This is a genomic window from Nocardioides malaquae (assembly GCF_015070385.1).
Lineage (GTDB): Bacteria > Actinomycetota > Actinomycetes > Propionibacteriales > Nocardioidaceae > Nocardioides > Nocardioides malaquae.
Window position 1 is genome coordinate 103041 of the sequence record NZ_JADCSA010000005.1, and the last position, 24959, is coordinate 127999.

General features: G+C 70.0%; 22 protein-coding genes and 1 pseudogene. 11 read left to right on the forward strand and 12 right to left on the reverse strand.

Annotated elements, in window-relative coordinates; all coding sequences use genetic code 11:
- Positions 1-44 precede the first annotated feature (44 nt).
- A complete protein-coding gene (locus IEQ44_RS06725) occupies positions 45-1733 on the forward strand; it encodes a glycoside hydrolase family 16 protein (RefSeq protein ID WP_193637673.1) in 1689 nt (562 codons plus the stop codon).
- A 13-nt stretch (positions 1734-1746) separates the two neighbouring features.
- On the opposite strand, the gene IEQ44_RS06730 is transcribed toward IEQ44_RS06725, so the two are convergent.
- Positions 1747-2454: a TetR/AcrR family transcriptional regulator gene (locus IEQ44_RS06730; RefSeq protein ID WP_193637674.1), complete on the reverse strand. Its 708-nt coding sequence runs from the start codon at positions 2452-2454 to the stop codon at positions 1747-1749.
- A gap of 47 nt (positions 2455-2501) precedes the next feature.
- Here IEQ44_RS06730 and IEQ44_RS06735 point away from each other — a divergent pair, with 47 nt between their 5' ends.
- Positions 2502-3515, forward strand: coding sequence for a DNA-3-methyladenine glycosylase family protein (locus IEQ44_RS06735; RefSeq protein WP_319804532.1), 1014 nt, complete (start codon positions 2502-2504; stop codon positions 3513-3515).
- A gap of 12 nt (positions 3516-3527) precedes the next feature.
- Here IEQ44_RS06735 and IEQ44_RS06740 read toward each other — a convergent pair whose 3' ends face one another.
- From IEQ44_RS06740 to IEQ44_RS06765, 6 genes are all read right to left on the reverse strand, one after another.
- Positions 3528-4781: a phospholipase D-like domain-containing protein gene (locus tag IEQ44_RS06740; RefSeq protein WP_319804533.1), complete on the reverse strand. Its 1254-nt coding sequence runs from the start codon at positions 4779-4781 to the stop codon at positions 3528-3530.
- 63 nt (positions 4782-4844) lie between these two features.
- A complete protein-coding gene (locus IEQ44_RS06745; RefSeq protein WP_193637675.1) occupies positions 4845-5225 on the reverse strand; it encodes a DUF742 domain-containing protein in 381 nt (126 codons plus the stop codon).
- A gap of 124 nt (positions 5226-5349) precedes the next feature.
- Positions 5350-5937: a GTP-binding protein gene (locus IEQ44_RS06750; protein WP_193637676.1), complete on the reverse strand. Its 588-nt coding sequence runs from the start codon at positions 5935-5937 to the stop codon at positions 5350-5352.
- A complete protein-coding gene (locus IEQ44_RS06755) occupies positions 5918-6283 on the reverse strand; it encodes a DUF742 domain-containing protein (RefSeq protein WP_193637677.1) in 366 nt (121 codons plus the stop codon). The genes IEQ44_RS06750 and IEQ44_RS06755 overlap by 20 nt, the downstream gene beginning before the upstream one ends.
- An 11-nt stretch (positions 6284-6294) precedes the next feature.
- A complete protein-coding gene (locus tag IEQ44_RS06760; RefSeq protein WP_193637678.1) occupies positions 6295-6714 on the reverse strand; it encodes a roadblock/LC7 domain-containing protein in 420 nt (139 codons plus the stop codon).
- Complete coding sequence (locus IEQ44_RS06765) at positions 6711-9884, reverse strand: ATP-binding protein (RefSeq protein WP_193637679.1); 3174 nt, start codon at positions 9882-9884, stop codon at positions 6711-6713. The genes IEQ44_RS06760 and IEQ44_RS06765 overlap by 4 nt, the downstream gene beginning before the upstream one ends.
- A 201-nt stretch (positions 9885-10085) precedes the next feature.
- On the opposite strand from IEQ44_RS06765, the gene uvrB reads away from it, so the two are divergent.
- The 5 genes from uvrB to IEQ44_RS06790 all read left to right on the forward strand — a co-directional run bounded on the left by uvrB (position 10086) and on the right by IEQ44_RS06790 (position 16490).
- Positions 10086-12215 (forward strand): excinuclease ABC subunit UvrB, encoded by a 2130-nt coding sequence (gene uvrB / locus IEQ44_RS06770; protein ID WP_227487040.1) that lies wholly within the window; start codon positions 10086-10088, stop codon positions 12213-12215.
- Positions 12216-12292: 77 nt separating this feature from the next.
- Positions 12293-13276, forward strand: a complete 984-nt coding sequence (locus IEQ44_RS06775; RefSeq protein ID WP_319804534.1) for an NAD(P)/FAD-dependent oxidoreductase — start codon at positions 12293-12295, stop codon at positions 13274-13276.
- A gap of 148 nt (positions 13277-13424) precedes the next feature.
- Positions 13425-14675, forward strand: a complete 1251-nt coding sequence (locus tag IEQ44_RS06780) for a glycosyltransferase family 4 protein (RefSeq protein ID WP_193637680.1) — start codon at positions 13425-13427, stop codon at positions 14673-14675.
- 1 nt (position 14676) lies between these two features.
- Positions 14677-15396, forward strand: a complete 720-nt coding sequence (locus IEQ44_RS06785; RefSeq protein WP_193637681.1) for a class I SAM-dependent methyltransferase — start codon at positions 14677-14679, stop codon at positions 15394-15396.
- Positions 15396-16490 carry a prenyltransferase/squalene oxidase repeat-containing protein gene (locus tag IEQ44_RS06790; protein WP_193637682.1) on the forward strand — a complete coding sequence of 365 codons (1095 nt, stop codon included), beginning with the start codon at positions 15396-15398 and terminating at the stop codon, positions 16488-16490. The genes IEQ44_RS06785 and IEQ44_RS06790 overlap by 1 nt, the downstream gene beginning before the upstream one ends.
- On the opposite strand, the gene IEQ44_RS06795 is transcribed toward IEQ44_RS06790, so the two are convergent.
- The 4 genes and pseudogenes from IEQ44_RS06795 to trxA form a co-directional block, all read right to left on the reverse strand.
- Entirely contained in the window at positions 16461-17144 is a 684-nt protein-coding gene (locus IEQ44_RS06795) for a class I SAM-dependent methyltransferase (protein ID WP_319804535.1), read from the reverse strand. The genes IEQ44_RS06790 and IEQ44_RS06795 overlap by 30 nt on opposite strands.
- Positions 17141-18457: an alpha/beta hydrolase fold domain-containing protein gene (locus tag IEQ44_RS06800; protein WP_319804536.1), complete on the reverse strand. Its 1317-nt coding sequence runs from the start codon at positions 18455-18457 to the stop codon at positions 17141-17143. Before IEQ44_RS06800 ends, IEQ44_RS06795 begins: the two co-directional genes overlap by 4 nt.
- Entirely contained in the window at positions 18439-18753 is a 315-nt protein-coding gene (locus tag IEQ44_RS16850; RefSeq protein WP_369074438.1) for a rhodanese-like domain-containing protein, read from the reverse strand. Before IEQ44_RS16850 ends, IEQ44_RS06800 begins: the two co-directional genes overlap by 19 nt.
- Positions 18736-19095 (reverse strand): annotated as a pseudogene (gene trxA / locus IEQ44_RS16855) (thioredoxin); the annotation flags it as partial. The gene IEQ44_RS16850 and the pseudogene trxA, both read right to left, overlap by 18 nt.
- Before the next feature lie 286 nt (positions 19096-19381).
- On the opposite strand from trxA, the gene IEQ44_RS06810 reads away from it, so the two are divergent.
- Complete coding sequence (locus IEQ44_RS06810; RefSeq protein ID WP_193637684.1) at positions 19382-20233, forward strand: hypothetical protein; 852 nt, start codon at positions 19382-19384, stop codon at positions 20231-20233.
- 10 nt (positions 20234-20243) lie between these two features.
- Here the strand turns inward: IEQ44_RS06810 and IEQ44_RS06815 are convergent, their stop codons facing one another.
- Positions 20244-20918, reverse strand: a complete 675-nt coding sequence (locus tag IEQ44_RS06815; RefSeq protein WP_193637685.1) for an MBL fold metallo-hydrolase — start codon at positions 20916-20918, stop codon at positions 20244-20246.
- A gap of 176 nt (positions 20919-21094) precedes the next feature.
- Here IEQ44_RS06815 and uvrA point away from each other — a divergent pair, with 176 nt between their 5' ends.
- From uvrA to IEQ44_RS06830, 3 genes are all read left to right on the forward strand, one after another.
- Entirely contained in the window at positions 21095-24010 is a 2916-nt protein-coding gene (uvrA, locus tag IEQ44_RS06820; protein WP_193637686.1) for an excinuclease ABC subunit UvrA, read from the forward strand.
- A gap of 3 nt (positions 24011-24013) precedes the next feature.
- Positions 24014-24430, forward strand: a complete 417-nt coding sequence (locus tag IEQ44_RS06825) for a Rieske (2Fe-2S) protein (protein WP_193637687.1) — start codon at positions 24014-24016, stop codon at positions 24428-24430.
- A 63-nt stretch (positions 24431-24493) separates the two neighbouring features.
- Complete coding sequence (locus IEQ44_RS06830) at positions 24494-24910, forward strand: Rieske (2Fe-2S) protein (protein ID WP_319804537.1); 417 nt, start codon at positions 24494-24496, stop codon at positions 24908-24910.
- The last annotated feature ends 49 nt before the right edge of the window (positions 24911-24959 follow it).

Below are 24959 nucleotides of genomic sequence, written 5' to 3' on the forward strand. Positions count from 1 at the left end.
CATCAGGGGCGGTACCCCTGCCCGACCCATCTCCCGGAGACACCATGAGCAACCAGAAGCGGCGCGGACTCGCCGCCCTCATCACCCTCAGCGTCCTGACGGGCGGTGCACTGAGCGTCACCACCAGCTCCTCGGCCTCCTCCGGGGGCGACGACCGTGGGGCCGCGGTGGCGGCCGCCTCCCCTGCGGCTGCCCCGGCCCGCTTCGCGCTGGACCCGGTCGTGCCCGACACGGTGATTCGCAACACCCAGGTGCGCGTCATGGGGCGCCTCGGCGAGAAGTCCGCACGCAAGGTCGTCCTCGAGATCCGCACCTCGTCGAAGCGTCGTGTGCTGGCCAAGGGGAAGTCGAAGAAGAACGGCACGTTCGCCTTCTCCAAGGTCAAGCTGACCGAGACGGGGCAGCTCGTGGCGGTCTCCCCGAAGCAGACCGTGAAGGGTGACACCAGCAAGGCTGCCAAGCGTGCGCTGGCCAAGGCCAAGGCGAAGCAGAAGGCAGCCGCCAAGAAGGTGCGCCAGACGAAGGCCGCCGTCAAGAAGGCCCGCTCGAAGAAGGCCAAGATCAAGGCGCAGAAGGCTCACAAGGCGGCAGTGAAGGCACTGAACCGCGCCAAGAAGGCGACCCAGAAGGCCAAGGACCGGATCCGTAAGGTCTACAAGCGCTCCGAGTCGAACCCGGTCCCGGTGGCCGTCGTCGCGGGGCAGTCGTCGACCGCCGCCGCGCTTCCGCCCGTGGCCCAGGCCGGTGCCACGCCTGCGGCCCCGCGCACCGACGCCGTGGTCTCCTTCAAGTTCGTGCCCGCCCGGGCCGGACGCACGGTGCGCCTGGAGGAGCTGGTCAACGGCAGCTGGAGCCAGGTGGCGACCCAGGGACAGGACCGTTCGGGCCACGCCGTCTTCAGCGTGCCTGCCGGGCGCACCTACCGGGCGCGCACCGACCGCACCACCGAGCTCGCCCAGGTGGTGAGCTCGGTGGTGACGACGAAGTCCTACACCCTCGACTTCTCCGACACCTTCGACGGCTCCGCCCTCGACCCGAGCACCTGGGTCGCGCAGCAGCGACCCGTGGGCACGGGCATGCGCAGCTGTGCCCGCACCGACGGCTCGTCCTACAGCGTCGGCGGCGGGGTCCTGCGCCTGGGCGTCTCCTACGACCCGACCCGGTCGGACGCCTGCAGCTACGTCGACGGCAAGGGCCAGACCCACCTGCTTCCCTACATGCGCAACACCCAGATCGCCACCGAGCGCAACTACACCTACCAGTACGGCACGCTCGCCGCCCGCGTGAAGGTGCAGTCGGCCGTGGGCATGCACTCGGCCGTCTGGAGCCAGCCGCTGCAGGGGACCGTGCCGGGGGACCCCGCCCGCGGCATCGAGGCCGACGTCATGGAGTACTTCGGTGACTCCCTGGGTGCCGACACGCCTGTCGCGTCGTTCCAGCACGTCCTCCGGGCCGACGGCACCCTGGAGAAGATCGGCGGCACCTTCCCCGAGTCGGCGAAGATGAAGGGCACGGAGGCGTTCTCGGCGAACTACCACGTCTTCTCGCTGGAGTGGACGCCGACGGCGTACGTCTTCCGCGTCGACGGTCGGGAGTACCACCGCAGCACGCGCGACATCTCGCACACTCCGCAGTACCTGCTGCTGTCGAACCTCACCTCCAGCTACGAGTTGGTCAACCTGACCGACGTCGACGACGTCGCCTCGGTCGACTGGGTCCAAGTCTGGAAGTGAGCCGCGGCACGCCTCAGGCCTGCGGGGGCCGATAGGTCGCCAGCGCCACCGCGGAGTGCACCAGGTACTCCTTGGTCTGGGCGACCGTGATGGGACGGACCACCGGGTGGTCACCGGAGTGCTCGACCTGGAGCCCGACCCTGGCCAGCTGGAGCGTGCCGAGCCCGGTGGCGTAGAGCAGGTTGGCCACCGTCTCCGGTGAGTCGACGTGGAAGTCGCCGGTCCGGCGGCCGGCGTCCAGGATCGTCGCCAGCAGCCCGAGCGGTGTCGCCATCGCCCGGCCGAGCCGTAGGGCTGCATCCTCGCTGACCTCCTCGAGCAGCTCGGTGCCGGTCCGCCGCATGAGGGACTGGGCGCAGTCGACGAACGCCGGGTGGGCCACCCCGAAGTCGACGAACGCGCCCACCACCTGCGCGAGTCGTGCGGCAGGCGGCTGCTCCGGGGCGTCGACGGCCGCCAGTGCCGCGTCCAGCTCCTCGAGGTAGGTGACGAGGGTCAGCGCGAAGAGCTCCTCCTTGCCGGAGAAGTGGCGGTAGACGATCGCGCGGTTGATGCCCACGGCCCTCGCCACGTCCTCGATCTGGGCCTCGCCCAGCCCTCGCTCGTCGAAGAGCGCCCGGGTGGCGGCCAGGATCTCCTGGGTCCGTGCACGCCTGCGCGACGCCGTCGCCGTGCGTGGACTTCTCGCCCGTGGGGCCGGGGCGGCACTGCTCTGCTCCATGGAGCGAAGTGTAATTCTTTGTGCAACTCACTGTGACACTGAGCAGCGTGACACTGAGCGGTGTGACGCTGGGCGGTGCGACGCTGGGCGGTGCGACGAGGGCGCCTGCTGGTGGCGACGCGTACCGTGGCGATGTGGCTGACTCGACGATGGAGCGGACGTGGCGCCCGGGGTGGCCCTGCCCCGTGACGACCGTGCTGCGCCAGCAGCGACGGGGAGCCGGCGACCCGACCTCCCGCTTCGCGCCCGACGGCGTCTGGCGTACCGCGCGTGCCCCGAGTGGGCCGGCCACCCTGCGCGTCGTCGTCCTCCCGGCCGGGGAGGTTCGGGCCACGGCGTGGGGGCCCGGTGCGCAGTGGGTCCTCGACGGACTGCCGGCGTTGCTGGGAGCCGACGACGACGTGAGCACGTTCGACCCGCGCACGGAGGTGGTCCGTGAGGCGTGGCGACGCCAACCCCACTGGCGACAGGGCCGGACCGGTCTCGTCCTGGAGTCGCTGGTGCCCTCGATCCTGGAGCAGAAGGTCACGGGCCAGGAGGCGTTCGCGGCCTTCCGCCGCCTCGTCCTGCGTCACGGTGAACCGGCGCCCGGGCCCGGGGCGGAGCTCGGGCTGCGGGTGCAGCCGACGGCGCCGACCATCGCGTTGCTGCCTTCCTGGGAATGGCTACGACTCGGGGTGGACCAGGCGCGGTCGGCCACGGTGGTCCGCGCAGCCCAGGTGGCCGACTCCCTCCAGCGCATCGTCGAGCAGCGTCCGCACGACCTGGACGAAGCACTACGCTCCGTCCACGGCATCGGTCGCTGGACGAGCGCCGAGGTCACCCAGCGGGTGCTGGGAGACGTCGACGCCGTCTCCTACGGCGACTACCACCTGGCGACCCAGGTTGGTTGGGCGCTGGGGCACACCCGCTTCTCCGACGCCGACATGGAGGCCTACCTCGAGCCGTGGCGCCCACACCGCGGCCGGGTCGCCCACCTGCTCCGTGGCATCGGCATGTCCCGCCCGCGACGGGGGCCACGGATGGCGCCCCGCACGCACCTCCCCACGCGTGGACACTGACTCCGGGACGCGTCAGAGCAGCGGACCAAGGGGCGCCAGCACGGCCTCGGTGAACTTCCGGTGCCACTCGCGTCGGTCCCACTCCTCCCGGGTGAGCTCCACGCAGTTGGTGAGGTCGACGCGGAAGATCTCCTCCATCGCCCGAGCCATCGACTCGTCGATGATCTCGACGTTGATCTCGTAGTTGCCGGTGAGGCTGAGTCGATCGATGTTGGCCGTGCCGACGGTCGTCCAGTTGCCGTCGATCGTGGAGGTCTTCGCGTGGACCATGGCCCCCTGGTAGCGGAAGATCCGCACCCCGGCCGCCAGGAGCTGACCGTAGTAGCCTCGCGAGATCCAGTCGGCCACGATGTGGTTGGAACGGTGGGGGAGCAGGATCCGGATGTCGACCCCCCGGTCGGCGGCCAGCAGGAGGGCGTCGACGAAGTCCTGGTCGGGGATGAAGTAGGCGTGGGTCATCCAGATGCGTTCACCGGCACGGTTGATCGCGTCGAGGTACATCGACCGGATCGGGAACATCATCAGCCGGGGTACGTTGCGCGAGAGCCGGATGTGCGCCTGCCACGGAGCCTTGGCCTCCAGCAGGAGCGGCTGCTCGCTGGGGCGCAGACGGTGACGGCGGTGGAGGTTCCAGAAGTCGGCGAACGCACGCATGACGTCCCAGACCGCGGGCCCTGTGATCGCCACGTGGGTGTCGCGCCACTCGGTGGCGTAGGGGGCTCCGATGTTGTAGCCGCCGAGGAACGCGACCGTGTCGTCGACGACCATGATCTTGCGGTGGTCACGTCCGTAGTGGCGGAAGTCCCAGAACCGGAACCCGGCGTTGTAGATCGGGAACCGGAGGACGTTCACGTTGGAGGGAAAGCGCTTGAAGCGCGGGGAGACCACCAGGTTGGCGAAGGCGTCGTAGACGCAGTAGACCTTCACTCCCCGGTCGGCTGCCGCAGCCAGAGCCCGCTTGAAGGACTCGCCGACCTCGTCGCCCTTCCAGATGTAGGTCTCGAACAGGATCTGGTGCTGGGCCCCGTCGATGGCCGCGAGCATGGCGTCGTAGAGGTCCTGGCCGTAGGTGTAGACGGTCACGCTGCCGTCCTCGACCTCCACCTCGGTGGGGACGCTCCGAGGGAAGGGGGAGCTGTTCTTGCCCTCGCGCCGGTAGCGGTCCACGAGCGTGAGCCCGATCGCGAGCGCGAACGGCGTGACGAAGAGCGCGAGAAGGAGTCGTCGCACCACGCGGACGGCACTGAACGACTTGGGGGAACTCACGCCGTCAGCCTATCCGGACGATGAGTGCGCAAGGCGCGCGCCGACGGCGCGCCGCAGGCCACGTCAGCTGACGAGAAGACCGGCGAGGGTGCGCTGCAACAGGTCGCGGCGCTCGTCGAGCGACGTGTCGTCGGTCAGGGTGCGACGCACCTCGACCTTGCCGTCGGCGACGAGGTCGCCGACGAGGACGCGCACGACGCCGATGGGCAGGTCCATCTCGGCCGCAATCTCGGCTACGGAACGGCCGTCGCACAGCTTGAGGGCCTCGGCGTGCTGGCCGCGGACGGGGGAGTCAGGGTTCTTGTCTGTCACGACGAGTGTGGCCTCGAAGGGGAGGTCGACCCGGGGAACTGCGCGCCCCCGAGTGAGCGTGAATGAGCGGACGAACGCCGGCGGAGCAGGCTCGGCGGCGTGCCTTCCGTGGGTGACGTCACGATGGCTCATGGAGTCATGATGAGCCATGGGACCAAGTCCGGGCCAATTCCGGGGTCCGCTGGGTGGACACCGGTCTGGCCCGGGGCCACGGCCGGCCCCTGCGGACCGGCCGTGTGACGTCCCCCGGAAGGGTTCAGCTGACGGGCACCTGGCTGGCGAGTCGCTCCAGGGCGTACTCGGTGACCCGGATCAGGGCGCCCTTGGCGGACTCGCGGTCACGCGCGTCGATACGGATCATCGGCACGTGGGCCGGGAGGGCCAGGGCCTCACGGACGGCCTCGAGCTCGAACTGGGGCCCCTGGTCGAACTGGTTGAGCGCCACGATGAAGGGCAGGCCCTTCTCCTCGAAGTAGTCGAGCGGCGAGAAGGCCTCGTCCAGGCGGTTGGTGTCGACCAGGACGATCGCGCCGATCGCACCGAGGCAGAGGTCGTCCCACATGAACCAGAAGCGCTTCTGGCCGGGGGTGCCGAAGAGGTAGAGGATCAGGTCCTCGCCCAGGGTGATGCGGCCGAAGTCCATCGCGACCGTGGTCGTGTGCTTCGTGGGCACCTGGGAGATGTCGTCGACACCCTCCGACTCGTCGGTCACCAGCGCCTCGGTGCGCAGGGGGTCGATCTCGGAGACGGAACCGACCAGGGTCGTCTTGCCGACGCCGAAGCCGCCGGCGATGACGATCTTGGTGGACGCGGCGCCACGGTTGTTAGAAGGCTCGAAGTCCACGGAGGGTCCTTTCGATGAGGTCGCGACGCTGGTCACTGGTGGAGTTGGCGGAGATGGTGGCCTGCACGGCGACGTGCCCGGCCTCGATGAGGTCGGCGAGCAGCACGCGGACGACCCCGATGGGCATGGAGACCAGGGCCGAGACCTCGGCGACCGACCGGAGGTGGCACACGTCCACGACGTGGGCGATGGAGGCGTTGGGCCAGGAGCGGCCGTGGGCGTGCTCCTGCAGGCGCAGGGTCGCCTCGACCGGGAGGTCGACCTTGGGTCGCGTGCGACCTGCAGTGATCGTGAAGGGGCGGACGATGCGCGGTGCAGGCGCGTCGTCCCAGTCCTCGTCAGCCATCGTCAATCACCTCATGAAGTGGGCTGGGGCACCCGAGCCTGCGCCTGGACCATACGGCCCACGCGCTCGACCAGGAGCGCCATCTCGTAACCGACCTGGCCGATGTCGGCCGAGTCCTGGGTGAGCACCGCGAGGTTGGAGCCGTCGCCGACCGCCATCAGCAGCAGGTAGCCCAGCTCCATCTCGATCACCGTCTGCAGGACCGGCCCACCCTCGAAGAGGCGGGAGGCACCCACGGCGAGCGACGCGAGACCGGAGGAGACCGCTGCCACCTGCTCGGCCCGGTCCTCGGGCAGCCGGTCGCTGGCGGCCATCAGCAGGCCGTCGGCGGAGACGAGCACCGCGTGCGCGGTCCCGGGGACCTCCTGGATGAACTTCGTGACGATCCAGTTGAGCCCGGAGTCCTGAGCAGGTGCGCTTTCGTTGGTCATGCCGGACCTTCCTTCTGGGTGTTGGCGTTGGTGGTTGCGGTGCGGCCGCGAGAGACACCGGCCGCGTGCGCCGCCAGACGCTTGCGGATTGCTTCCGGGTCACGGGTGGGGGCAGTACGCGTCGGGGCGACGCTGCCGGGGACGAGACGGCGGCCGGGCTGACGCTGGGGCAGTCCGGCGTTCGTCGTGGGTGAGGACTCGGGCTCGGCAGCACGGTGCGCTGCCTGCCATCCCGCGTCGGCGGTGGTGGGGAACTCGGTGGTCTCGTTGCCGGCGAGCCAACCGGACGCGTTGGCAGCCGAGCCGTTGGCCTGCTGCGGGGCCAGGGTGTGCGAGCCGGGCGTGCGGGTGGGGAGGTCGGCGGGCGCGGCGGGCGCGTCGTCGACCTTCGCGGCTGGAGCCTCCTGCGTGGAGTCGGCCGTTGCCGGGTCGGTGGTGGCGTCCTCGGTGCTCTCGGAAGCGGCCCCGGTGGAGCTGGGGCGGTCGAGGCCGAGCGGGTCCTCCGAGGAGATGGCCGGCTCCACGGTGCTCGAGGGGGCCTCGGCGTCCTGGTCCCGCTTGGTCGCGCCGTTGCGAGCCTCGCGCAGCGAGAAGATGCCCAGGGCACCGGCCTCTGCCTTGCCGTCGGTCTCGGTCGAGGCGTCGGAGGAGTCGGCGTGCGGGCGGGCGAACATGCTCACCGGCTCGGCTGGCTCCGGAGCGGCCGGGGCCTCGGGCTCGGGGGCGGGCGCGGAGAAGAGGCTGCTGCCGGTCGGCTGCACCGCGGCGCGGCGGCCGGGCACGGTCGCACCGGGGTTGCGCTTCGGCAGGCCAGGCGCGGCGCCGGACTCCGCTTCCTGCGCCGGCTCCGACCGGTGGGCCGCGGGTGCCACAGGGGCGGCGGGCTCAGGGGCGACGGGCTCGGCCGGCGCCACCGGCGTCGCGGGGGTGGCCGGGGCGAAGAGGCTGCCACCACCCACGGGCTCGACGGCCCCGCGGCGGCCGGGGCCGCTGGCGCCAGGACGTCGCTTGGGCAGCTCGGTGACCGCGCTGATCGCCGCGTTGATCTGGTCCACCTGGTCGTCGGTGGCCGTCTCGGTGCTGGAGGCGGCGGGCGCCTCGAGCGGGTCGGTCAGCGGGTCGCTGAGGGGGTCGCTCAGCGGGTCCGGCTTGGCCACGGGGGTGATCGTCGGTGTGTCGTCCCGCTCGGCGGCCTTCTGGGCCACCTCCTCCGGGGCGATCGGGGTGATCAACGGGGCGTCCTCGCGGACCGGGGTCGCCTGCGCGGGCACGTCGATCACCGGGGTGTCGACGACCGGGGCCGGAGGGGCGGCCGGTGCCGTGCCGGGCACGATCAGGTGGTCCGCCAGGGCCACGGAGGCGGTGATGCCGCCGCGGGCGTTCTTGCTCAGGTGGATGTCGATGCCGTGGCGGTGGGCCAGGCGGCTCACCACGAAGAGACCCATGCGGCGGGCGGCGTCAGGGGTGATGCCGACGTCCTTCTGCAGCATGCCGTTGAGCTGGGTCAGCACGTCCTCGGGCAGGCCGAGTCCGCCGTCGCTGATGGTGATGACGGTCTGTCCGGCGGCGACGGTGGTGCTGACATGGACGGACTCGGTCGGGGGCGAGAACGACAGGGCGTTGTCGATCAGCTCGGTGAGCAGGTGGACGACGTCGTTGGCCGCCGACCCCACGATCTTGGCGGGGGAGGAGCCCTGCATCTCGACGCGCTGGTATTCCTGCACACCGGCCGTCGCGGCCTGGAGTGCGTCGCTGACGGCCAGGCTCTGGCTCTCTCGCTGGCGGACCGGGGCGTCCGACAGGATCACGAGGCTCTCCGCCGTGCGGCGCATGCGGGCGGCCAGGTGGTCGAGGCGGAAGAGGCTCTCGAGACGACGGGGGTCCTGCTCGTCGCGCTCCAGCTCCTCGATCAGTCCGAGCTGCTGGTTGATCAGGGTGGTGTTGCGGCGCGAGAGCGTCACGAACATCTCTCCGACCTGGGACCGCAGGTGGGCCTCGCCCTGGGCGAGGTTGACCGCGGTCTGGTGGAGCTCGTCGACCGCGCGGGCCATCTGGCCCATCTCCTCGTTGGTCGTGACACCGATGGGCTCGATGGCCCCCGGGTCGCCGCCGGCGCGGATGGTGGCCACGGCGCGGGGCAGCTGGTTGCTGGCGACGTCGCGGGCGCTGTCACGCACGATCCGCACGGGGCGGGTGATGAGGCGCGCGATCAGCCAGGCGAAGAGGAGCGTGGCGACCAGGGCGGCGGCGAGGATCGCGATGCTGGCGAGTGCCTGCTGCCGTGCGGCGGCGGCGTTCTCGTCCAGGGCCTCGATCGACTCGGTGAGCACGGTCGAGGTCAGGTCGTCGTAGAGGGCCAGGGTCTCCTCGTAGGCGAGGGCGCCCTCGCCCGCCTCCACGGTGGTGAACCGCGCGGCGTTGAGGGAGCGCAGGTCGAGCACGGACGGGGCGTCGTCGCGGGCTCTCGCCAGCTGGGCGATCGCGGCGTCCTCGACACCCAGCTCGGAGAAGACCTGGGCGGTGTTGGTGATGCGGTTGCCCGAGTAGGCGACCTCGAGCTGCTGCATGGTGAAGGCCAGGCGGCCCTCCATCACGTAGCTGATCTGCTGGAGGACGGGCTCGGGGGAGTTCTGGCCGTTGAGGATCGACTGGTAGAAGTCGCTCACGCCGTTGTGGAGCTGCGCGACCTGCGAACGCGACTGCAGCAGCGTCTCGTAGGCGCGGCCGTCACGCAGCTGGTCGCTCAGGGCCACGAGGCCGGCGAGCTGCGCCTTCTGGTTCTCGGTCAGCGCCTCGTCCTCGAGCAGGCCCTCCACCTTCTCGGCGGCCTGGCGGACCTCCTCGACCGCGGCGGTGCGCGCGGCCGAGTTGGAGGCCGTCTCCGACCGGGCGATGACGGTGGCCGTCTCGGCCGCGTAGAGGTAGTCGACGGTCGGCTCGAGGACGCGGATCTGGCCCGCGGTGGCCTCGTGCTCGGCCTGTACTTCCCAGGACTCGGTTGCGTTGTCAACCGCGAACCAGGAGGCGGCCACCATCGGGAAGGCCAGCGCGAGGGCGATCTTGTTGCGCAGCTTCCACCCGGAGACGCGCCACCATCCGGTACGCGACTGGGCGTCCTGGTCGGTCGAGACCGACGAGGACGACGACACGTCGTTCTGCTTGGTGGCCATGAGCTCCCCGTTGTGGTGTGGCGTGGAACGTCCGAGGACGGAGGGGCCGGGTTTGGGCCCCGACGACAACATAAGGAGTTCTGCCGCTCCGTGTGGGCCAAATGGCAGGACTCGTGTGACGAATGTTCCGGTTGGGTCGCCGTTTCGGGCCCATGAGGCCTTGTGGGCGGCGCTGTCGGCGTGACCCCGTACGCTCGAACCATGCGGCCAGTGAGCGACCTGGAGCGCCGCGTGGCGCCCTTCACGGTGAAGTCCGACTTCGAGCCCTCGGGCGACCAGCCGACGGCGATCGCGGAGATCTCCCAGAGGATCCGTGACGGGGAGAAGGACGTCGTGCTGCTCGGTGCCACCGGCACCGGCAAGACGGCCACCGTGGCCTGGGTGGCCGAACAGCTCCAGCGGCCGATGCTGGTGCTCCAGCCGAACAAGACGCTGGCGGCTCAGTTTGCCAACGAGCTGCGCCAGCTCTTCCCCGACAACGCCGTCGAGTACTTCGTCTCCTACTACGACTACTACCAGCCCGAGGCGTACGTCCCCCAGACCGACACCTATATCGAGAAGGACTCCTCCATCAACGAGGAGGTCGAGCGGTTGCGGCACTCGGCGACCAACTCGCTGCTCACCCGCCGCGACGTGATCGTCGTGTCGACCGTCTCGTGCATCTACGGCCTCGGCACCCCGCAGGAGTACGTGGACCGCATGGTGCGCCTGAAGGTCGGGGAGGAGCGCGACCGCGACCAGCTGCTGCGTCGCCTGGTCGACAACCAGTACACGCGCAACGACCTCAGCTTCACCCGGGGTACCTTCCGCGTGCGGGGCGACACCGTCGAGGTCTTCCCGGTCTACGAGGAGATGGCGGTGCGCATCGAGTTCTTCGGCGACGAGGTCGAGAGGCTCAGCACCCTGCACCCGGTCACGGGGGAGGTGCTCACCGACGACGAGGAGATCCACATCTTCCCCGCCACCCACTACGTGGCCGGCCCGGAGCGCATGGAGCGCGCCATCCGGGGGATCGAGGCCGAGCTGGCGGCGCGCCTGGAGGAGCTGGAGCGGCAGGGCAAGCTCCTCGAGGCCCAGCGCCTGCGGATGAGGACCACCTACGACATCGAGATGATGCGGCAGGTCGGCTCCTGCTCGGGCATCGAGAACTACTCGATGCACATGGATGGCCGCAACAGCGGCAGCGCCCCCAACACGTTGCTGGACTACTTCCCCGAGGACTTCGTCCTGGTCATCGACGAGTCCCACGTCGCCGTGCCCCAGATCGGCGGGATGTACGAGGGCGACATGTCGCGCAAGCGCAACCTCGTGGAGCACGGCTTCCGGCTGCCCTCGGCGATGGACAACCGTCCGCTGCGGTGGGAGGAGTTCCTCGACCGCATCGGCCAGACCATCTACCTCTCGGCCACCCCCGGCAACTACGAGCTCGATCGGGTCGGCGGTCCACAGAACGCGGTCCAGCAGATCATCCGGCCCACGGGCCTCGTCGACCCGGAGGTCGTGGTCAAGCCCACCAAGGGTCAGATCGACGACCTGATCCACGAGATCCGCGAGCGCGTCGAGCGCAACGAGCGGGTGCTGGTGACCACGTTGACGAAGAAGATGTCGGAGGACCTCACCGACTACCTGCTCGAGGCCGGCATCCGCACTCGCTACCTGCACTCCGAGGTCGACACGCTGAAGCGGATCGAGCTGCTCCGTGACCTGCGACTGGGTGAGTACGACGTGCTGGTCGGCATCAACCTGCTGCGGGAGGGCCTCGACCTGCCGGAGGTGTCCCTGGTGGCCATCCTGGACGCGGACAAGGAGGGCTTCCTGCGCTCGGACAAGTCGCTGATCCAGACGATCGGGCGAGCGGCGCGCAACGTCTCCGGCCAGGTCCACATGTATGCCGACCGGATCACCCCGTCGATGGAGGCGGCCATCGAGGAGACGAACCGTCGTCGCGCCATCCAGGTCGCCTACAACACCGAGCACGGCATCGACCCGCAGCCGTTGCGCAAGAAGATCGCGGACATCACCGAGATGCTGGCGCGGGAGGACGAGACGACCCAGGAGCTGCTGCAGACCTGGGCTGACGTCGGTCAGAAGGGCCGCGCCGGCGGGGTCAAGCCGAAGGGGGCTCCGACGCCGATGCTTTCCAAGGTCCACCGGGAGCTCCCCGACACTGCGGGGGTGCCCACCTCCGACCTCGCGGAGCTGGTGCAGCAGCTGACAGACCAGATGAAGGCGGCGGCCGCGGAGCTGCAGTTCGAGGTGGCAGCGCGGTTGCGTGACGAGATCAGCGAGCTCAAGAAGGAGCTGCGCCAGATGATGGAGGCCACCCGCTGATCCGCAGCGCCTGCAGGTGCGGTGCCCTAGGCTCACTCGCAAGTGAGACGTTGATCACACGTCAGGGGTGAGCGCGGGTGGACGGTGCGGCGATCGACCTGGAGACCGACCTGGTCGTGCTGGGCGCAGGACCCACAGGCCTCTTCGCGACCTACTACGCGGGGTTCCGCGGACTGCGTGTGGCGCTGGTCGACTCCCTGCCCGAGCTCGGTGGGCAGGTGACGGCGATGTATCCGGAGAAGCTCATCCACGACGTCGCAGGGTTCCCCGCGGTCAAGGGTCGCGACCTGGTGTCCGGGCTGGTCGAGCAGGCCCTCTCAGCGGATCCCACCCTGCTGCTGGGACGCACGGCCCGCACGCTCGTCGAGGAGGACACGGGCGTACGCGTCGGACTCGACGACGGGTCGTGGGTCCGGGGCGGCGCCCTCGTCGTCGCGGCGGGCATTGGCACCTTCACCCCTCGGCCCCTGCCGCACGGGGAGGAGTGGCTGGGCCGCGGCGTGGCGCACTTCGTCGCCGACTTCGAGCCCTACCGCGGCCTGGACGTCGTGATCGTGGGGGGTGGTGACAGCGCCTTCGACTGGGCCCAACACCTCGAGCCCCTCGCCGCATCGGTGACGCTGGTCCACCGCCGGGACGCGTTCCGTGCGCACGCCCGCACCGTCGCGGCGGTGCGTGCCTCCTCCGTGCGCCTGCTGACGAGGGCCCAGGTGGTCGAGGTGCGAGGCGTCGAGCGCGTGCAGAGCGTCGTCGTCCAGCTCGACGACGGCGCGATCGAGGAGCTCCCCTGCCAGGCGGTCGTCTCCGCGCTCGGCTTCGTCGCCGACCTCGGGCCGTTGCAGGAGTGGGGGCTGGAGACGTCGCGGCGCCACCTCGTGGTCGACCAGGCCATGCGCACCAACCTGCCTCGCGTCTTCGCGGCCGGCGACGTCACGGAGTACCCCGGCAAGGTCCGACTGATCGCGGTCGGGTTCGGCGAGGCGGCGACAGCCGTCAACAACGCAGCGGTCGTCATCGACCCCGCAGCGCACGTCTTCCCCGGTCACTCCAGCGACCGCTGAGCAGTCGGCCACGCGGGCGGCCCCGTGACGGGCTGCATGCATCACCGTGGAAGAGTAGGGGATGCAGGTCCGTGGACCGGCAAGAGCGAAAGTCCCGGGCGCCGGCGTGGTAACAATGCGGGTCCCCACACCCAGGAAGGCCCCAGCCTTGCGCATCGCACTTCTGTCCTACCGCAGCAAGCCGCACGTCGGTGGGCAGGGCGTCTACATCCGGCACCTGAGCCGGGAGCTGGTCGCCCTGGGGCACGAGGTGGAGGTCTTCTCCGGGCAGCCCTACCCGATCCTCGACGAGGGCGTGAAGCTGACGAAGGTGCCCTCGCTCGACCTCTACCGCGAGCCGGACCCCTTCCGCGTGCCGAAGCTGCGCGAGTTCCGCGACCTGGTGGACGTGGAGGAGTTCCTCACCATGTGCACCGCGGGCTTCCCCGAGCCCAAGACCTTCAGCCGTCGGGTCGCGAAGGTGCTGCGCGAGCGTGTGGCCGACTTCGACGTGGTGCACGACAACCAGGTGCTTGGCTACGGCATCCTCGACGTGGAGAAGATGGGCCTCCCGCTCATCACGACGCTGCACCACCCCATCACCTTCGACCGCCGGGTCGAGATCGCGGCGGCCCCCACCCTGCGCAAGAAGCTCTCCCTGCGCCGCTGGTACGGCTTCCTGCGGATGCAGGGGAAGGTGGCCCGCCAGGCTCGCCGCATCCTCACGCCGTCGGAGTCGTCGAAGCGCGACATCGCCACCGACTTCGGGGTCGACCCCGCCCGCATGCAGGTGATCCTCCTCGGGGTCGACGACGCCTTCGTGCCGCCGAGCGAGCCGCGCGTGCCCGGTCGCATCATGGCGATGGCGAGCGCCGATGCGCCCATGAAGGGCATTGCGACCCTGCTGGAGGCCTTCGCCAAGCTGCGCACCGAGCGCGACCTCGAGCTGGTGCTCGTGACGAAGCCCGTCGAGGGCGGTCGCACCGAGCAGCTCATCGAGCAGCTCGGGATCGGCGACCACGTGCGCTTCGTGCACGGCGTCTCCGACGCCGAGCTGGTGAGGCTCATGGGGTCGGCCGAGCTCGCCTGCGTGCCCTCGCTCTACGAAGGGTTCTCACTGCCGACCGCGGAGCTGATGGCCTGCGCCACGCCGCTGGTGGTCTCCCGCGCCGGAGCCATTCCCGAGGTGGTGGGAGCGGACGGCGAGTGCGCCGACCTGGTGACGCCAGGTGACGTCGGTGAGCTGGCCCGGGCGATCGCAGCCCTGCTCGACGACCCGGAGCGGCGTGCCCGCATGGGGCGCGCAGGCCGGCAGCGGGTGCTCGACCTGTTCAGCTGGCGAGCCGTGGCACAGAAGACCGCGGACGCCTACCAAGAAGTGATCAACGACTACCGGGCCGAGAAGGCCAAGGGGGAATGACGTGCTGACCGTCGACTTCGACCGACTGGGACTCAAGCCGGGTGAACGCGTCCTCGACATGGGCTGCGGGGCCGGACGCCACGCCTTCGAGATGTACCGCCGCGGCGCCGACGTCATCGCGCTCGACCAGGACGTCCAGGAGCTCGAGAACGTCCGCGAGCTCTTCGTGGCGATGAAGGAGGCCGGCGAGGTGCCCGAGGGCGCCGAGGCGGACGTGAAGGAGGGCGACGCCCTTGCCCTGCCCTTCGCCGACGGCGAGTTCGACCGGGTCGTGGCCGCCGAGGTGCTCGAGCACATCCCCGCCGACATCCAGGCGATCCAGGAGCTCGTCCGGGTGCTGCGCCCCGGCGGGACCCTGGCGGTCTCGGTGCCGCGCTGGCTGCCCGAGGTCATCAACTGGAAGCTCTCCGACGACTACCACAACGTGCCGGGTGGCCACATCCGGATCTACACCGACAAGGAGCTCGTCGACAAGATCACCAAGGCCGGCCTCAACTTCACGGGCAAGGAGTACGCCCACGGCCTCCACGCGCCCTACTGGTGGATCAAGTGCGCCGTCGGCGTGACCAACGACGACCACCCCCTCGCCAAGGCCTACCACAAGCTCCTGGTCTGGGAGATCATGAAGCAGCCCAAGGTGCTGCAGTGGGCCGGCAAGGTGCTCGACCCCGCGATCGGCAAGAGCATGGTGCTCTACTTCACCAAGCCCCTCACCGCCTGATGGCACACCGCCTGCCCGAGGTGCCGGGTGTCCTGACGGCCGCCCAGGTGGCCGAGACGGCTGCCTCGATCGCGGCGATGCAGGAGCCGAGTGGCGCGATCCCGTGGACGCCCGGCGACAAGACCGACGTCTGGAACCACGTCGAGGCTGCGATGGCCCTCCTGGTAGGCGGCCAGGTGGAGGCTGCGCAGCGTGCCTACGAGTGGGTGCTGGCCACCCAGCGGCACGACGGCTCGTGGCCGATGAAGATCGTCGAGGGCGCGGTCGAGGACCACAGCGGCGAGACCAACATGTCGGCCTACCTCGCCGTCGGCGTCTGGCACCACTGGCTGGTCCGGCAGGACCGCGCCTTCGTGGACCGCTTCTGGCCCGCCGTCCGTGCCGGCCTCGACTTCGTCGTCTCTATGCAGCTGCCCTCCGGAGCCATCGCGTGGTCGCAGGAGTGGCACGACGGACACCCGGCGACCGTCAACACTGACGGGCTGGTCGCCGGCTCGTCGTCGATCCACCACGCGCTGGCAGCGGGGTGCGCCCTGGGCGAGCTGGTGGGTGATGTGCAGCCGGAGTGGGAGTTCGCCGGCGCGCGTCTGGCCCACGCCCTGCGTGACCACCGTGACCTCTTCCTGGACAAGTCCGAGTTCTCGATGGACTGGTACTACCCGGTGCTCGGTGGTGCCGTGCGTGGACCGGCTGCCGAGGAGCTCTTCGCCGAACAGTGGGACACCTTCGTCGAGAAGGATCTGGGCATCCGCTGCATCGCCCACAACCCGTGGGTGACCGGGGCCGAGACGTGCGAGCTCGTGATGGCGCTGGAGGCCAACGGGGACCGCGACCGCGCGCTCCAGCTCTTCGCCGACATGCAGCACCTGCGCCACGAGGACGGGTCCTACTGGACCGGGTGGGTCTTTCCCGACCAGGCCCACTGGCCGGGGGAGCAGACCACCTACACCGCAGCGGCGGTCATCCTCGCGGCCGACCAGCTCTCGGGCGCGACCCCTGGGTCGGACATCATGCGCGGGCACACGCTGCCGACGTTCGGCGACCTCGGCTCGCGGTGCTGCGGGTCAGCCGACAGCCTCGCCGGCATCTCCTGAGACCCGCCCGAGCACGCGCATCGAGCCCAGCGCCCCGACCTCGGTGAAGCAGCCGCTCGCGAGCGCCCGCTGGAAGACGTGGAAGGGCGGCTGGCCCCCGTCGGCAGGGTCAGGGAAGACGTCGTGGATGACGAGCAGCCCACCGCGCATGACCCACGGCGCCCACCCGGAGTAGTCGTTCTGGGCGTGCTCCTCGGAGTGGCCTCCGTCGATGAAGAGCAGCGACAGGGGAGTGCGCCAGTGTCGGGCCACGGTGACTGACTGTCCGACCAGCGCCACCACCTGGTCCTCGAGGCCGGCGTCCTCGATGGTGCGGCGGAAGAAGGGCAAGGTGTCCATCCGTCCCGTCCGCGGGTCCACGACCTCGGTGTCGTGGTGCTCCCACCCGGCCTGGTTCTCCTCGGAGCCGTGGTGGTGGTCCACCGTGAAGACGGTGCCACCGACCTCGCGGGCCGCGGCGCCCAGGTAGACCGCGGACTTGCCGCAGTAGGTGCCGACCTCCAGCGCGGGCCCGTGCGGGAGCCTGATCCGGGCGTACCGGTGGAGCAGCTCTCCCTCCTCGGCGGGCATGAAGCCCTTGGCCGCGAGCGCGTGCTCGAGCAGGTCGGCCGGCATCGACGGGGCGGAGGGGGAGGGCGTGGCAGGTGAGGTCACCTTGCCATTGTTCCCTCCGGCTCGTCGGGCACCGCGGCGGGTCCCGCGACGTGGCGCCGGTGGTGCCACTGGAGGTAGTTGGCCACGGCCCGGACCATGTGGCCGGTGCGGGTGCTCTCGAAGATGTCGAATGCGTGCTGGGCGCCGCGCAGCTCGGTGTAGACCACGTGGGCGGTCGACTTCTCCCGCAGCGCCTCGACGAAGCGCCGCGCCTGGTTGACGTCGACGAGGGAGTCGGTGTCACCGTGGATGACGAAGAAGTCGGGGGCGTCCTCGGTGATCCTGAGGATGGGTGACGCCTGCTCGAACGCCTCCGGGTCCTGGCTGAACGACTTCTGCAGGATCCGCGGCGCCAGGAAACGATCGCGCATCGCCTCGACGCTGCGCAGGCCGGTCACCCCGGCGAAGTCGTACACCCCGTACACCGGGACGGCCGCCCGGACGCTCGTGTCGGCCTCCTCGAACCCCGGCTGGAGGACCGGGTCTCCCGGAGTCAGCGCGGCCAGGGCGGCGAGGTGCCCGCCCGCCGACCCGCCGGTGATGACCACGTAGTCGGGGTCTCCGCCGTGCTCGGCGACGTGGTCCCTGATCCAGGCGAGCGCCCGCTTGACGTCGATGATCTGGGCGGGGAACGGGTCGCGGGGGGCGAGACGGTAGTTGATGGCGACGCAGACCCATCCGAGGGACGCCATGTGCTGCATCAGCGGGACGGCCTGCACCTCCTTGCTCCCGATCGTCCAGCCGCCGCCGTGCACCTGGAGCAGCACGGGTGCGTCCACTGGCACCTCGGCCGGGCGGTACACGTCTAGCAGCCCTCGACGCCCGGCGTCGGAATACCTGATGTCACGGACCACCACGACGTCCTCACGACGGCGGGGCAGGGGGTGGACGCTCCTGCGCCAGGTGCGTTGGGCGTCGCGCGGCGCGATCGGTTCCAGCCCGTCCACCTTGCCCAGGCTCGCGAGGGACTCGTTGAATCCCTGGGGAGTCGCGCGGCTGAGCGCGATCTCGCGGAGCAGGCCTGCCCAGGCGAGTGCTGCGAGGGCGACGCCGAGAGGGGTGGCGCGACGCCGGGCCGCAGCCTGTGCGGTATCCACCGTGCTCGCGACCAGGAGCTGGGGAGCCCACTCAACGGTGACCCATCCCAGGAGGAAGGACAACGCCCCTCCCCGGAACGTGCGGGAGGGGCGGAGTGCGTTGGCGGTGAGCGCCGCGAGGAGAGCTTGGCGTACGAGGTGTCCCACGACTGGGATCGTAGCCGCGCGCCCCAGGGAGCGGATGTCGTGGCTGGCGCTCAGCGCTCCAGCGGCCACCCGCGCTCGGCCCAGCCCATGGTGCCGTCGGAGACGTTGATCGCCTCGCGGCCCTGTGAACGGAGAAATTCGCACACCTGGCGGCTGCGGTTGCCGGAGCGGCAGATCACCAGCACGCGCCCCTCGGGAAGCTCGTCGAGGCGCTCGCCCACCTGACCCATCGGGATGTGGACGGCACCCGGTACGTGTCCGTCCGCGTACTCGTCGTCCTCGCGGACGTCGAGCACGAAGCCGCCTGCGGCGTGCTCGGCCGCGAACGCGTCGAGGTCGAGCTCGCCGGACTCCGCGGCCGCGATCTGGCGTCGGGCCTCGTCCATGTCGATGGCGCGTACGCCACCGATGAGCTCCTCGAGGGCCGCCGCCGGCAGGGCGCCGGGCTGGGAGAAGACCAAAATGCCGTCGCGGAAGGCCATGATCGTGGGGATCGAGGTGATCTGGGCCATCGCGGCGAGCTCGCGCTCGGCCTCGGTGTCGACCTTGCCGAAGACGACGTCAGGGTGCTTCTCGGAGGCGGCCTCGTAGACGGGCGCGAACTGCTTGCAGGGGCCGCACCACTCGGCCCAGAAGTCAACCAGGACGATGCCGCCCTCGGTCACGGTGGATTCGAAGGTGGCGGCGGTCAGCTCGGTCGTCGTCATGGCTTCACCGTACCCGGCGGGTTGCGGACCCCCAGGAAGCACCGGGCTGGTCTGGACATCCACTCGTTAGTCGATCGGTGAGCGCACGCAAACGCACGTTCTAGCAGAGATGTGCGTGGCCCCACCACCCCCCAAATCGGGTAGACGTAGGTCAGATGACCGGGTCCATGCTCCGAGACGTCGTTGACTTCTCGTGACAGCTCCCTGTCCGCCGCGGACTCAGCACCCGCGGTTTCGTCACGCATGAGGTTGCCGCTCCTGGCGGCGCCTCGAAGGGTCATCTCACATGTCAGTCAGCACGTCACGCCGCAGCCTGCTCCGAGCCGGCGCCTGGGCCGCCCCCGCCGTCGTCATCGCCTCGGCGTCCCCGGCCTACGCCACATCCGGCGCAACGCCCGCGCCGCTGCCGCTTTGCAAGGAGGCGCTGTACACCCTCGCGTGGGCCGGAAGTGGCTACTCCTTCTCTCGCACGTCCCCCACCGGTTCGAGGGAGACCGGGCGTGGAACCGTTCGCGCCGTAGTGACGACGGCTGGCCTGACCGCGGCCGAGATCCGCGACGCAGCCCCCTTGATGGTGGTGGCGTCCAACGTCTTCTTGGGGTCGCGGGTGCGGGGACGCACCGCTCCCGACAACGCGCAGAACATGCGTGTTTCTCCCTTCGGCGTCGGCAACCTGGGCAAGCGTGGACTCACCCTGCTGCAGGACTACTCCAACGACAGCGACCTGGGCTCCAGCGCGGCCGCCCGTCGGACTCACGGTCAGGAGTTGATGCTGCAGTTCAGCCGTCCGGTGAAGAACCTTCGGTTCACCGTGACGGACATCGACAACGCATCGTCAGAAGCTCCCCGGCAGTACCAGGACCGGGTGGCGGTGAGCGGATCTCCGACCGTCTCGTTGCCCGCTGCGCTTCGTGGCGCGGGCACCGTGTCGGATCCCATCCGGAACGTGGTGACTAGCGCTTCCTACCATCCCAGCACGTCGGCTGCAGGGAACGCAGTCTTCCAGTACCGATCCGATGTGCCGATGGACACTGTCAAGATCACCTTCTGGAACGACCAGTCGGGCACCCTGTCGGGGGCGGGTCTACAAGGCATCTTCATCTCCGACCTGACCTTCACCGCCAGCACCTGCGCCTGACGCCCTCGGGTCACCAGCCGCGCTCGCGCCACTCCGCCAGGTGGGGACGTTCGGCGCCCAGCGTCGAGTCGTCCCCGTGGCCGGGGTAGAACCACGTGTCGTCGGGCAGCGTGCCGAAGATCCGTTCCTCGACCTGGTCGATGAGGGTGGCGAAGGCGTCGGCGTCACCGAACGTGTTGCCCACGCCGCCGGGGAAGAGCGAGTCGCCGGTGAAGAGGTGGGGGTGCCCCTCCGGGTCGCGGTGCACCAGGCAGATCGACCCGGGGGTGTGACCGGCGACAGCGATCACCTCGAGCTCCACGTCGCCCACCCGCACCAGCGCACCGTGCTCGAGGCGCCGGGCGACCTCGACCCCGGTCTGCTCCGTGATGGCGTCGGCGTCCGGGGCGCCGGCGAAGGCCTCGGCCCCTGTCGCCTCGACGACCTGCGCCAGGGCGCGGTGGTGGTCCCAGTGCTGGTGGGTGGTGACCACGGCAGCCAGGCCACGCGCACCGATGAGCTCCAGGAGCACCTCCGGCTCGGCAGCGGCATCGACGAGCAGCTGCTCGCCGGTCGTAGTGCACCGCAGCAGGTAGCAGTTGTTCGACATCTTCTCGTCGACCGCGACCTTGGTGATCGACAGCGCGTCGAGCGTACGGGTCTGGGCGGGGGCGCCCGGCGTCACGGCACCGGTGTAGGCAGTCATGCAGCCATCCTGCCCGCAGGGGTGCGCAGTCGCCCTGCGGGCAGCGTCGGACGTGGTGCCCGCGTGTGGTGCTGCGTGCAAGAGTGGAGTGTCGTCCCACGTCGTGTGGCCCGCCCGCCTAGGATGACGAACATGCGTTCGAACGAACGCTCGTGACGCACAGGCAGAGGAACCTCGTGACAGACCAGCTGATCATCCGTGGCGCCCGGGAGCACAACCTCAAGGACGTCTCGCTCGACCTCCCTCGCGACTCCCTGATCGTCTTCACCGGGATGTCCGGCTCGGGCAAGTCCTCCCTGGCCTTCGACACCATCTTCGCCGAGGGGCAGCGGCGCTACGTCGAGTCGCTCTCGGCCTACGCCCGGCAGTTCCTGGGGCAGATGGACAAGCCCGACGTCGACTTCATCGAAGGCCTCTCCCCGGCGGTCTCCATCGACCAGAAGTCGACGTCGAAGAACCCCCGGTCGACCGTCGGCACGATCACCGAGGTCTACGACTACCTGCGTCTGCTGTACGCCCGTGCGGGGCGTCCGCACTGCCCCACCTGTGGGGCGCCGATCGAGCGGCAGACCCCGCAGCAGATCGTCGACCGGGTCCTCGCCCTCGAGGAGGGTCGCCGGTTCCAGGTCCTGGCCCCGGTGATCCGGGGTCGCAAGGGCGAGTACGTCGAGCTCTTCGCGAGCCTCCAGACCCAGGGCTTCAGCCGCGCCCGGGTCGACGGTGAGACCTATCCGCTGGACTCGCCGCCCACGCTGGAGAAGCAGAAGAAGCACACGATCGAGGTGGTCGTCGATCGGTTGGCGGTCAAGGAGTCCGCCAAGCGTCGCCTCACCGACTCCGTGGAGACCGCCCTCGGCCTGGCCGACGGGCTCGTGGTCTTCGACTTCGTCGACGAGGAGAAGGGCTCCGAGACACGCGAGCTGGCCTTCTCCGAGCGCATGTCGTGCCCCAACGACCACGTCATCGACACCGATGACCTCCAGCCGCGCTCCTTCTCCTTCAACTCTCCCTTCGGCGCCTGCCCTGCCTGCCACGGCATCGGAACCCGGCTGGAGATGGATCCGGAGCTGGTCGTGCCCAACCCCCAGGCTTCGCTGGGTGAGGGCGCCATCGCCCCCTGGAGCGGCGCCCACGTACGCGACTACTTCCTCCGGTTGATGGGAGCGCTGGGGGAGGAGCTCGGGTTCGACCTCAACACCCCGTGGGAGAAGCTGCCGGCCAAGGCGCGCAAGGCGGTGCTGGAGGGCCACCCGACCAAGGTCCACGTCGTCACCCGCAACCGCTACGGACGCCAGCGTTCCTACTACGCCGAGTTCGAGGGCGTGAGCCAGTACATCGAGCGGCGCCACGGCGACGCCGAGTCCGACACCACCCGCGAGCGGTTCGAAGGCTTCATGCGGGAGGTGCCGTGCCCGACCTGCCACGGCAGCCGCCTCAAGCCGGTCTCCATGGCCGTGACCCTGGGCGGCCTCTCCATCGCCGAGCTCTGCGCGATGCCGCTCAACGAGACCGCCGAGTTCCTGCAGCGTCTCGAGCTCTCGCCCCGCGAACGCCAGATCGCGGAGCGGGTGCTGAAGGAGATCCAGGAGCGTCTGCGCTTCCTGCTCGACGTGGGGTTGGACTACCTCTCGCTCAACCGGCCCAGCGGATCCCTGTCGGGCGGTGAGGCGCAGCGCATCCGGCTGGCGACCCAGATCGGCGCCGGACTCGTCGGCGTCCTCTACGTGCTCGACGAGCCCTCGATCGGTCTGCACCAGCGTGACAACGCCAAGCTCATCGAGACCCTCGTGCGCCTCAAGGAGCTCGGCAACACCCTGATCGTGGTGGAGCACGACGAGGACACCATCCGCACGGCCGACTGGGTCGTCGACATCGGCCCGGCCGCCGGCGAGCACGGCGGACAGGTCGTGCACTCCGGAACGGTGCAGGGACTGCTCGACCACCCGGACTCGATGACCGGGCAGTACCTGTCCGGCCGTCGGGAGATCCCCGTGCCTGAGCTGCGTCGTCCGCGCACGTCCGGGCGGCAGCTGGTCGTGAAGGGGGCGAAGGAGAACAACCTCCAGAACATCGACGTCACCTTCCCGCTGGGCATGTTCGTCGCGGTCACGGGTGTGTCGGGATCGGGCAAGTCGACGCTGGTCAACGACATCCTCTACACGTCGCTGGCCAAGCAGGTCTACAACGCACGCACGGTCCCCGGCCGCCACCGCACCATCACCGGTGTCGAGGAGGTCGACAAGGTGATCCACGTCGACCAGTCGCCGATCGGACGGACACCCCGATCCAACCCGGCGACCTACACCGGCGTCTTCGACCACGTCCGCAAGCTCTTCGCCCAGACGCCGGAGGCCAAGGTCCGGGGATACATGCCCGGCCGGTTCTCCTTCAACGTCAAGGGCGGCCGCTGCGAGGCCTGCCACGGCGACGGCACCCTCAAGATCGAGATGAACTTCCTCCCGGACGTCTACGTGCCGTGCGAGGTCTGCCACGGGGCGCGGTACAACCGCGAGACCCTCGAGGTGCACTACAAGGGCAAGACCATCGCCGAGGTGCTGGACATGCCGATCGAGGAGGCGGTGGAGTTCTTCGCGGCGGTGCCGCCGATCGCTCGGCACATGAAGACCTTGACCGAGGTCGGCCTGGGCTACGTGCGGCTCGGGCAGCCGGCCACGACCCTCTCGGGCGGCGAGGCCCAGCGGGTCAAGCTCGCCAGCGAGCTCCAGAAGCGCTCGACCGGCCGCACGCTCTACGTGCTCGACGAGCCGACGACCGGCCTGCACTTCGAGGACATCCGCAAGCTGCTGCTGGTCCTGGGCCGGTTGGTCGACCAGGGGAACACGGTGCTCGTCATCGAGCACAACCTGGACGTCATCAAGACGGCCGACTGGATCATCGACATGGGACCCGAGGGTGGCTCCCGCGGCGGCACCGTGGTCGCCGAGGGCACGCCCGAGGAGGTCGTGCAGGTGGCCGAGAGCCACACCGGTCGCTACCTGGCGCCCCTGCTGGAGGGCCGCACCGCGAGCGTGGCGTCGAAGCCCGCCAAGAAGCGTCCGGCCCGGAAGGCCGGCCAGAAGACGGAGGGGTAGCTCATGTCGCTTCCGATCACGCGTTGCGGAGTCCTTGCGTCCGGCTCCGGGCTGGCCGCCGTGCCGCTGCTCGCGGCCTGCGGCGAGGAGTCGGGCGAGGTCGACGTGCCACCTCCCCCCGCTTCGGGCACGGCCCTGGTCGCCACCTCCGACGTGCCGGTGCAGGGGTGTGCGGTGCTCGCCGAGGAGAAGATCGTCGTGACCCAGCCGGCGGAGGGCGAGTTCAAGGCGTTCAGCGCCGCCTGCACGCACCAGGGGTGCCTCGTGTCGTCGTCGAAGGACGGGGTCATCCCCTGCACGTGTCACGGGAGCGAGTTCTCCCTCGCCGACGGAGCTGTCCTGAAGGGGCCCGCCGAGGCTGCTCTCACCGAGGTGCCGGTCGAGGTGCGTGACGGAGTCGTCACTGCGACCGAGCGCTGATCGACCGGTGCCGAGCCGTCACCAGCGGCTGCCTATGCTGTCGGCGAGTCGTCAGGAGGACGTGTGAGTCAGCCCCCCAGCCGCCGTCGTGTGCTCGCCGCAGGAGCAGGTGTCGCGATGGCCCCCGTCGCTGCAGCGTGCGGCAATCCGTCGGAGGACCCGCAGTTCTCCCAGGTTCGTCCCCCGGTGCCCGGTGGCGAGGTCGCCCTGACCACCGACGTGCCCGTCGGTGGTTGCCAGGTATTCGCCCCCAAGGGCACCGTCGTCACCCAGCCGGTGGAGGGTGACTTCCGGGCCTTCGAGGCCGAGTGCTCCCACAAGGGGTGCTTCGTCGCCTCCTCCACGGAGGGTCACATCCCGTGCCGCTGCCACGGGAGCCGGTTCGACCTGACCGACGGCTCGGTCCTCGGCGGCCCCGCGAGATCGGCGCTGCCTCCGGTCGAGATCGAGGTCCGCGACGGACGGATCTTCACCGCCTGAAGTACCCGTGCGGGTCACACGGACCCTGCCTCGCGCCGATCCGTAGGCT